The sequence below is a fragment of the Micrococcus sp. R8502A1 genome, assembly GCF_006704135.1.
GTDB lineage: Bacteria > Actinomycetota > Actinomycetes > Actinomycetales > Micrococcaceae > Micrococcus > Micrococcus luteus.
On the sequence record NZ_VIGS01000074.1, the window covers coordinates 1 to 8,458 of the forward strand.

Annotated in this window: 9 protein-coding genes; 5 read left to right on the top strand and 4 right to left on the bottom strand. The window is 73.4% G+C overall.

Going from position 1 to position 8,458, the window contains the following annotated elements:
- The first annotated feature begins 151 nt into the window (after positions 1-151).
- The gene (gene tgt / locus FLM69_RS10535; protein WP_141844172.1) at positions 152-1,471 is read left to right on the top strand and encodes a tRNA guanosine(34) transglycosylase Tgt; all 1,320 of its coding nucleotides are present in this window, start codon (positions 152-154) and stop codon (positions 1,469-1,471) included.
- A gap of 248 nt (positions 1,472-1,719) precedes the next feature.
- On the top strand, positions 1,720-2,661 hold the full coding sequence (locus tag FLM69_RS10540; RefSeq protein ID WP_063189937.1) for an endonuclease domain-containing protein: 942 nt from the start codon (positions 1,720-1,722) through the stop codon (positions 2,659-2,661).
- 100 nt (positions 2,662-2,761) lie between these two features.
- On the opposite strand, the gene FLM69_RS10545 is transcribed toward FLM69_RS10540, so the two are convergent.
- A complete protein-coding gene (locus FLM69_RS10545; protein WP_020624825.1) occupies positions 2,762-3,976 on the bottom strand; it encodes an acyl-CoA dehydrogenase family protein in 1,215 nt (404 codons plus the stop codon).
- A gap of 126 nt (positions 3,977-4,102) precedes the next feature.
- Here FLM69_RS10545 and FLM69_RS10550 point away from each other — a divergent pair, with 126 nt between their 5' ends.
- Complete coding sequence (locus FLM69_RS10550) at positions 4,103-4,708, top strand: TetR/AcrR family transcriptional regulator (RefSeq protein WP_036384906.1); 606 nt, start codon at positions 4,103-4,105, stop codon at positions 4,706-4,708.
- A gap of 10 nt (positions 4,709-4,718) precedes the next feature.
- On the opposite strand, the gene FLM69_RS10555 is transcribed toward FLM69_RS10550, so the two are convergent.
- From FLM69_RS10555 to FLM69_RS10565, 3 genes are all read right to left on the bottom strand, one after another.
- The gene (locus FLM69_RS10555; protein WP_044659065.1) at positions 4,719-5,354 is read right to left on the bottom strand and encodes a GNAT family N-acetyltransferase; all 636 of its coding nucleotides are present in this window, start codon (positions 5,352-5,354) and stop codon (positions 4,719-4,721) included.
- A 99-nt stretch (positions 5,355-5,453) separates the two neighbouring features.
- Positions 5,454-5,777 (bottom strand): putative quinol monooxygenase, encoded by a 324-nt coding sequence (locus FLM69_RS10560; RefSeq protein WP_010079505.1) that lies wholly within the window; start codon positions 5,775-5,777, stop codon positions 5,454-5,456.
- Entirely contained in the window at positions 5,774-6,238 is a 465-nt protein-coding gene (locus tag FLM69_RS10565) for a DUF4126 domain-containing protein (protein ID WP_044659066.1), read from the bottom strand. Before FLM69_RS10565 ends, FLM69_RS10560 begins: the two co-directional genes overlap by 4 nt.
- A 131-nt stretch (positions 6,239-6,369) precedes the next feature.
- Between FLM69_RS10565 and FLM69_RS10570 the strand changes: the two genes are divergently transcribed.
- A complete protein-coding gene (locus tag FLM69_RS10570) occupies positions 6,370-7,215 on the top strand; it encodes a hydroxymethylpyrimidine/phosphomethylpyrimidine kinase (protein ID WP_020624820.1) in 846 nt (281 codons plus the stop codon).
- Between the two features lie 56 nt (positions 7,216-7,271).
- The gene (locus FLM69_RS10575; protein ID WP_020624819.1) at positions 7,272-8,327 is read left to right on the top strand and encodes a hypothetical protein; all 1,056 of its coding nucleotides are present in this window, start codon (positions 7,272-7,274) and stop codon (positions 8,325-8,327) included.
- Positions 8,328-8,458 lie beyond the last annotated feature (131 nt).

Genomic DNA, 8,458 nt, shown 5'->3' on the forward strand with positions numbered 1-8,458 from the left:
TCATCTCTTCTCGTCATCTGTAGCCATCACTCATCTATCCTCCCCAGTATCTTTCTTCCTCGTAGTTTATATATTGCTTATGCTATATCTTTACGCCATGACTCTCTCCTTTTTTTTTTTTTTTTTTTATGCGATCGTCGGCAGCGTCAGAATGTGTATAAGAGACAGCCCCTCCCACTTCGGCTTCGAGGTGACCCATCGGGCCGAGGCCGCGGACGGGGCGCCCACCACTGCGGACGGCGCCGGACTGGGCCGCACCGGCGTCATCACCACCCCGCACGGGCGGATCCAGACGCCGGCGTTCATCCCCGTCGCGACGCAGGCCTCGGTGAAGGCGGTGCTGCCCGAGTCCATGGCGGAGCTCGGCGCGCAGGCGCTGCTGGCCAACGCGTATCACCTGTACCTGCAGCCCGGTGACGACCTCCTGGACGAGGCCGGCGGCCTCGGCGCGTTCATGAACTGGCCCGGGCCGACCTTCACGGACTCGGGCGGCTTCCAGGTGATGAGCCTCGGCTCGGGATTCAAGAAGGTCATCGACATGAAGGGCCCCGGCGCGCCCGAGGGGCAGGGCGCCGACGACGCCGTCGCCCCCGGCAAGGAGCGCCTGGCCAACGTCGACGACGACGGCGTCTGGTTCAAGTCCCACCTCACCGGGGACCGACACCGGTTCACCCCCGAGGTGTCCGTGGGCATCCAGCACAACCTCGGCGCGGACATCATGTTCGCCTTCGACGAGCTGACCACCCTGCACAACTCCCGCGGCTACCAGGAGGAGGCGCTCGAGCGCACCCGCCGCTGGGCCCAGCGCTGCCTCGACGAGCACGCCCGCCTCACCGGGGTCCGCGCGGCGCGGCCGTACCAGGCGCTGTTCGGCGTGATCCAGGGCGCCCAGTACGAGGACCTGCGCCGCAAGGCCTGCCGCGACCTCGCGGCGATGCGGGCCGAGTTCCCGGCCGCGGGGGAGCTCGACGGCGTGGCGTCCGGCTTCGACGGCTACGGCGTCGGCGGGGCCCTGGAGAAGGAGAACCTCGGGACCATCGTGGGCTGGTGCGCGCAGGAGCTGCCCGAGGACAAGCCGCGCCACCTGCTGGGCATCTCCGAACCCGATGACCTGTTCACCGCCGTCGAGAACGGCGCCGACACCTTCGACTGCGTCTCCCCCACCCGTGTGGCCCGCACCGGCGCGTTCTACACCCGCGACGGGCGCTACAACCTGCCCGGGGCGAAGTACCGCCGCGACTTCGGCCCGCTGGACCCCGAGTGCGACTGCTATACGTGCGCCCACTACTCCCGCGCGTACCTGCGGCACCTGTTCAAGGCGAAGGAGATGGTGGCGCACACGCTCCTCTCCATCCACAACGAGCGGTTCACGGTCTCGCTCGTGGACCGGATCCGCGCGGCCATGCAGGATGGCACGCTCGCCGAGCTCAAGGCCGAGACCCTCGGCCGGTACTACGCCCCGAAGGGCTGAGGGGTGCTGGGTGCGCCGGCACGCTGCGGGGGGGGAGCCAGCACGCTGCGACGGGCGCGAGCCAGACGTTTCTGCTGTTCTGAGGGGGCTGTCACGACCGATTCGTCTGGCTCAGCGCCGCGCGGACGCGTGGGGGACGTGAGCCAGACGATTCAGCGGCTCCTGCACAGGGCCGCGGGCGCAGCTCGCCCTCCACGGCCCTCGCGGTCGCGGCGCCGGGTCCGCTGGTGGAAGGGGAGGCTGGCGGCATGGTCGCCCCTCCTCCGCACCACGACGCCGCCCCCAGCCCCGTCTTCCCGGTCGCCGCGGGGCTGCAGGCCGGCCTGACGGCCTCGCAGCTGCGCGGCCCCCGATTCGACGCCCCGCACCACGGGCTGCGGCACACCGCCGGGGGTCAGCCCTCACTGGCCGACGTCGTCCGCGCCCTCCAGCGGACGAACCCCGGCACCGCGGCCACCCACGCCACCGCCGCTCGCCTCTGGGGGATGTGGCTGCCGCGGCAGTGGGAACGCGGCCCCATCCATCTGGCGCGCACGCGGGCCGAGGGCGGGGCGCCGCGCCGCAGCGGCGTCGTCGGGCATGAACTGCACCCGCAGGACCCCGTGCTGGTGCGTGCCGGGGTGCGGATCACGACGCCGGCCGCCACCTGGGCGGCGCTGGCGCAGCTGGGCCTGCCGTTGGCCGACGTCGTCGCCGCCGGGGACAGCCTGCTGCAACGGACTGACGGCCCGGCGGGCCGGCGTCGCCCCGGCGAGCATCCACGGTGCACCGTGCGTGATCTGGAGGCGGAGGTGCTGCGGGTCCGTGGGCGGCGAGGGACGCGGACCCTGCGAGCGGCCCTGCCGCTGCTCAGGAACGGCGCGGATTCGAGGGCCGAGACACTCCTGCGGCTGGCGCTGGCCGACGCGGGTGTGCCGGAGCCGGAGGTGAATCCGCTGCTGATGCTGAGCGACGGGTCCACCGTCCGGCCGGACCTGGTGTGGCGCGAGGCCCGCGTCTGCGTGCAGTACGAGGGCGATCATCACCGGACTGACCCGCGGCAGTGGCGCCGTGACATCGAGCGCGACCGCCGGATGCAGGCCGAGGGGTGGATCGTGCTGCGCGTGACCGCCAGCGTCGTCACTCGGCGCGGCCTCGACGCCCTGCTGCGCGACCTCGCCGCCCACCTGCGGCTCCCTCTGCCTGCGTGAGCCAGATGAATCGGCCGCCGAGCCAGACGAATCGGCGGCAGGGGGGCGTGCGCACCAGCAGAAATCTCTGGCTCACGCCGCCGCCCCCGCTCGCGTCATCTCACACGAACGCGCCGACCCCCGTGATCTCGCGGCCGATGATCAGCCCCTGCACGGTCTCGGTGCCCTCGTAGGTGTGGATCGCCTCGATGTCCGCGAAGTGGCGGGCCACCTCGTTCTGGATGAGGATGCCGTTGCCACCGAGCAGGTCGCGCGCGTTCGCGGCGATGGACCGCGCGGCGCGCGTCGCCGAGTACTTGGCCATGGACGCCATCGGCCCGGTGAGCCGTCCCTCGTCCTCGAGCCGGGTCGCACGCAGCACGAGCAGCTGCACCTGGGTGAGCTGGGAGAGCATCTCGGCCAGGCGGGTCTGCACGCTCTGGGCGGCGGCCAGCGGTCGGCCGAACTGGACGCGCTGCCCCGCGTAGTGCACCGCCGCCTCGTAGCAGCCCACGGCCTTCCCGAGGGCGGACCACGCGACCCCCACGCGCGTGGCGAAGAGGACGCGGGAGGTGTCCTTGAAGGAGCGGGCCTCGGGCAGGACGTCGGCGTCGGGCACGAACACGCCGTCGAGGGTGATGTGGGCCTGGTCGATGGCCCGCAGCGCGACCTTGCCCTTGATGACCTCGGCCGTGTAGCCCTCGGACTCCTGGCGCACGATGAACCCGCGGACCTTCTCGTCCTCGGCGCTGCGCGCCCACACCACGGTCACCCCGCCGGCGGCCCCGTTGCCGATCCACTTCTTGTGCCCGTGCAGCCGCCAGCCGCCGTCGACGCGCTCGGCGCGGGTCTCCAGCGAGACCGAGTCGGAGCCGTGGGTCGGCTCCGTGAGCGCGAAGGCGCCGTAGAGCTCGCCGCGCGCCATGGCCGGCAGGTGCTCGGCGCGCTGCTCCTCGCTGCCGCACAGCTGGATCGAGCGCATGGCCAGACCGCCCTGCACGCCCGTCATCGTGGCGATCGAGCCGTCCAGGCGCGAGAGCTCCATCATGGCCAGGCCCGCGGCCACGCGGGAGATCTCGGGCAGCCCGTCCACGGGGACGCCGTCGCGCAGCAGGTCGGCCTGGCCCAGGCGGGCCACGAGGTCGAGCGGGTACTCGTGACGGTCCCACGCCTCCCGGATCCGGGGCAGCACGTCCGGCTCGAGCGCGAAGGCGCGGGCCCGACGCCACACGTCCTTCTCGGCGTCGGAGACGTCCGCGAGCGCGAGGTAGAAGTCGGTGTCCAGCGGCGTGGCGACGTCGTACTCGGGCTCGACGGTGGGCAGGGTCTCGGTCATGGTGGCCTCCCGGGCGGGGTCGGAGAGATGGGTGTGTCCGTCATCACCCTACACCGACTGACACGCCATCTCACAGAATCAGACGCAGTCTCACCTCCTCTCCGCGCCCGTGGCACCATGGCCCGCATGACGACGCCCGCCGAGGACACCCTCACCGCCCTGATCCACCTGCTGGACCGCGAGGGCTACGACGCCGTCACGGCCGACCAGCTCGCCCGCCAGGCCGGCATGAGCCGGGCCAGCTTCTTCCGCCACCTCGGCGGGAAGGAGGAGGTGGTCTTCGCCGACCACGCGGCGCTGCTCGCCCGCCTGGACGACTTCTTGCGCGGCACCTCCCTCGGCGTGCGGGAGGCCCTGGAGGAGGCGGTCCTCCAGGTCTTCCGGCATCACACCGCCGATCCGGACCGGGCCCGGGCGCGCTCCCGCCTGCTGCGCGGCTCCCAGTCGCTGCGCACGCGCGAGCTGCTCACCTCGCACCGCTACACGGAGCTGTTCTCCGGCTGGCTCGCCACGGCCCTGCCGGACACGCCCGCGCGCGGCGGGGTCGCCGTCGGGCTGGCGGCGGCCGTGGTGGCCGTCCACAACCGCGCCCTGCGGGCGTGGCTCCACGCCCCGGCCGACGACGCCGAGGCCGGCCTGCGCGCGGACCTCGCGGAGGTCATCGCGCGGCTCACGGCCGAGCCGGCCGAGGCCGAACGAACGCTCGCCGCCGTGCGCCGACTCCTGGGCTGACGCCCCGCCCTCAGCGGCCGGCGACCTGCGCGTTCTCCGCCCCGAACGCGGGCGGGTAGCGGAACTCGCCGGCCGGCACCTCGGCCCCGTCCTGGAGCGTGAGGACCTGCAGCGCCTCGGGCTGCCGGGCGAAGGCCGCGTGCACGCCGTGCTCGGAGGCCCGGTGGAAGCCGAACTTCGCGTAGTACTCGGGCCAGCCGTAGACCACCACGACCTCCTCGCCGTCGGCCTGCGCCTTCTGCAGCAGGGCGTTGACGAGCGCGGTGCCGGCGCCCTCGCCCTGATGCTCGGGCAGGACGCCGTGAGGGGCGAGGGCGAGCACTTCGGCGTCGTCGATGTGGGCCCGGACCAGGGTGCCGTAGCCCATCGGGTCCGACTGCAGGTCCGTGCCGGGGATCGCGGCCGTCATGGCCACGAGGGAGTACTGGGGCAGCCAGCCCTCCGCGCCGCCGGCGAGCTCCTCGACGAGGTCGGCCTCGGCCGTGGACGCGAAGGCGAGTTCGGCGATCTGGCGGACGGCGCGGCGGTCCGCCGGATCGTCGTGATCGGCCTCGCGGGTGGACCAGCGGTGACCGAGATCCTGGCCGGCGGGGACGTGGGCGGCGCGGTAGCCGGGGGTCTGGATGCTGTTCTGCTCGGCGCTCATGCGCTCACCGTAGCCAGGGTGTGACCCCGGATACAGGGACGGCGCCCTGCGTCACGCTCGTGACGCGGGCGCCGTCGCCTCCTCCGGCCGGGGGCGGGCTCAGTCGATCTGCAGCTCGCCCATCGGGCCGAAGCCCTCCGCACCGACCTGCTCGGAGATGATCTGGGGCGTGCTCGCCAGCAGCGGGCGCATCGCGTCCAGGCCCTCCTGGAAGTGCGGGGACGCGACGTGGGCCTGCGCACCCTCGTCCGTGAACCCCTCGAGCAGGAAGTACTCGTTCGGGCCGCCTTCCACCGGGCGGTACCACTCGAAGAACAGGTTGCCGGGCTCGGAGCGCACGTCCGCGGTGTACTTCGCGACGGCGTCCATCCACTCGTCGGCACGCTCGGGCTGGACGGTGAACTTCAGGTTGATGAGGATCATGCCGTCCATTCTGGTCCACCCGGCACGGCCGCGGCACGGCCTCGCGTCCGCCGCGCGCGGAACCGCCGGGCCAGCAGCCACAGGCCCACGACGACGGCGACCACCAGCACGGCGACCAGCACCGGCAGGAACAGCGCGGCCGCGACGAGGCCGGCCGCCGAGACGTCCTCGGCCGCCGAGAGCACGGGCGCGGCGGCCCCCACCGTGACCGTGTCGGCTCCCACGACCGTCTGGACGACGTCGTTGACCGCGTCCACCCCGGGGATCTTGTCCGCGACGAGCTCGAGCGCGAGCAGGGCGCCGAGGATCCAGAGGGAGGCGTCGGCGGAGAGCCACGTCCACCCCGCGGGCAGGTCGACGAGCCCCGTGAACCGGTCCAGCAGACCCAGGGCGAGCAGGGGGATGTAGGCGTTGAGCCCGGCCGAGGTGGCCAGGCCCGTGCCGGTGAGGAACTCGAGCACGTCCGTCCCCGTCCTTCGCGGGTCGCTCGGGGCGCCCGGGCGGACGCTCCGGGTCCGAGGACCCTCGTTCCCCGGTGAACACCGCCGGCCGTCGGGCGCTTCCCGTCCGGGGTCGGTCCTACCATGGGCGCATGCCCCAGACCGCTCACTCCCCCCAGCACTCCGCCTCCGCCCCCGCGCTCGCCCTGACCATCGCCGGGTCCGAGGCCACCGGCGGCGCCGGCGCCCAGGCCGACCTCAAGACGTTCCAGGAACTCGGCGTCTTCGGCATCGTGGCGCTGACCTGCATCGTCTCCTTCGACCCGGAGGACGACTGGAACCACCGCTTCTTCCCCGTGCCCACCGAGATCCTCCAGCAGCAGCTCGACGCCATCCAGGGCGACTACCCGGAGCGGCTGCGCACCGTGAAGCTGGGCATGCAGGGCTCCCCGGAGGTCATCCGCACCTCGGCCGCGGCCCTGCGCCGCGCCGAGTGGGACCACGTGGTCCTGGACCCCGTGCTCATCTGCAAGGGCCAGGAGCCGGGCCACGCCCTGGACACGGACCAGGCGCTCAAGGCCGAGCTGCTGCCGCTGGCCACCTTCACCACCCCGAACCACTTCGAGACGGAGCAGCTCTCCGGCATGACCGTGCGCTCGGTCGAGGACCTGACGGCGGCCGCTCGGCGCATCCACGAGATCTCCGGCGCGGCCGTCCTGGCCAAGGGCGGGATGCACCTGCCCGGCCCGGACGCCGTGGACGTGTTCGTGGACGGGGACACCGTGGAGGTGCTCTCCGCCCCGAAGATCGGCCAGTCCGGCGTCTCTGGTGCGGGCTGCTCGCTCGCCGCCGCCGTCACCGCCGAGTTGGCCAAGGGTGCCACCACGCTCGAGGCCGCGCGCCGCGCCAAGGAGTTCGTGCGAGCCGGCATCGCGCAGGCGGTGGAGGGCCGCACGCCGTTCGCCGCCCTGTGGCAGGGCGGCCTGCGCTCCGCTTGAGCGCGCACGTGGGCCGCTGACTCGTCCTGAGCCGGGCGGTGCGCCACACTGGGGGCATGAAGCTCCCCTCCCCCGCCCCTTCCGCCCCCGGCGAGGTCCACCACTCGGCGTCGTCCGTTCCCGTCGACGGCGTCGAGGCCGTCTTCCCCGCGCTGCGCCAGCGCGCCCTCGCCCCGGGCGGCCGGCTCTACGGGCTGGCGGCGGCGGCCGCGGTCGGCGGGCTCACCCTGCTGGATCCGCACGCCCGCCGAGGGCGCGAGCGTCGGGCCCTCGCAGAGCTCGAGGCCGCCGTCAGCGGCACGGTCCTCGCGGCCGAGACCGCCAACGCCCTCCACACCGCCGCGATCGCCGACGGCGAGGTGGCCCCCTCCCCCGCCGCGCGTGCCCTGCGCGGGCTCGGCGGGCTGGCCGTCGGCGGCGCGGTCGCGGCGGTCACGCTGCGTGCCACCGGCCTGAACGACCGGATCGACGGTGCCCTGGTGCGCGGGCTCCAGCGGGTCGGCGTCCCCGCCCCGCGCGTCGCGCTGGCCGCAGCGGCCTCCCTGGCGATGCTGCTGGCCAACGAGGACGCCCGCCGGACCCGCCGCGACGCCGTCGAACTCGCCGTCACCGGACCCGCCGGCCTGGACGAGGACCCGGTCGACGAGGTCGAGCCGGAGGCCACCGCCGAGCTGCCGGTCGAGGTGCGCGTGCTGCTCGAGACCCTGCTCGACCCGGCGCTGGCCGAGGGCCGGGACCTGCCCGGGGCTGAGGCGCTGCGCTCCCAGCTGCCGCACGCGCGCACCGTCGCATCGGTGGCCGAGGCCATCCGTGAAGCCGGCGAGGTCCCGGACTGGGTGCCGCTCGTCGTCCAGACCGACGACGACGTCCGGCGCGCGGTGCCGAACGACTGCGTCTGGCCCGTCCGCGGCCGCTTCGCCTCCGGATCCGCCGGAGGACACGAGCTCGAGCTGCGCCTGCAGGTGATCGACGGGGAGATCGGCGCCCTGACGGTGACCCTGCCCGCGGACGCCGAGGCGGACAGCGACGCCTGGGACGCGTTCCAGGAGATCGAGTCCTTCCCCGGCGTCGAGGACCTGGCCTTCCACGTGGACGGCGACCGGCGCGCCTGACCGGGAACTCTCCCGGGGCCCGTCCAGCCCGGCCCACTACAGTGGGGACCCGCCCGACGTCGTCGATCCCCTCTCTTATACGCTTCAGACGACGCCTACCATTCGTTTTTGCCCTACACAAGACGACACTA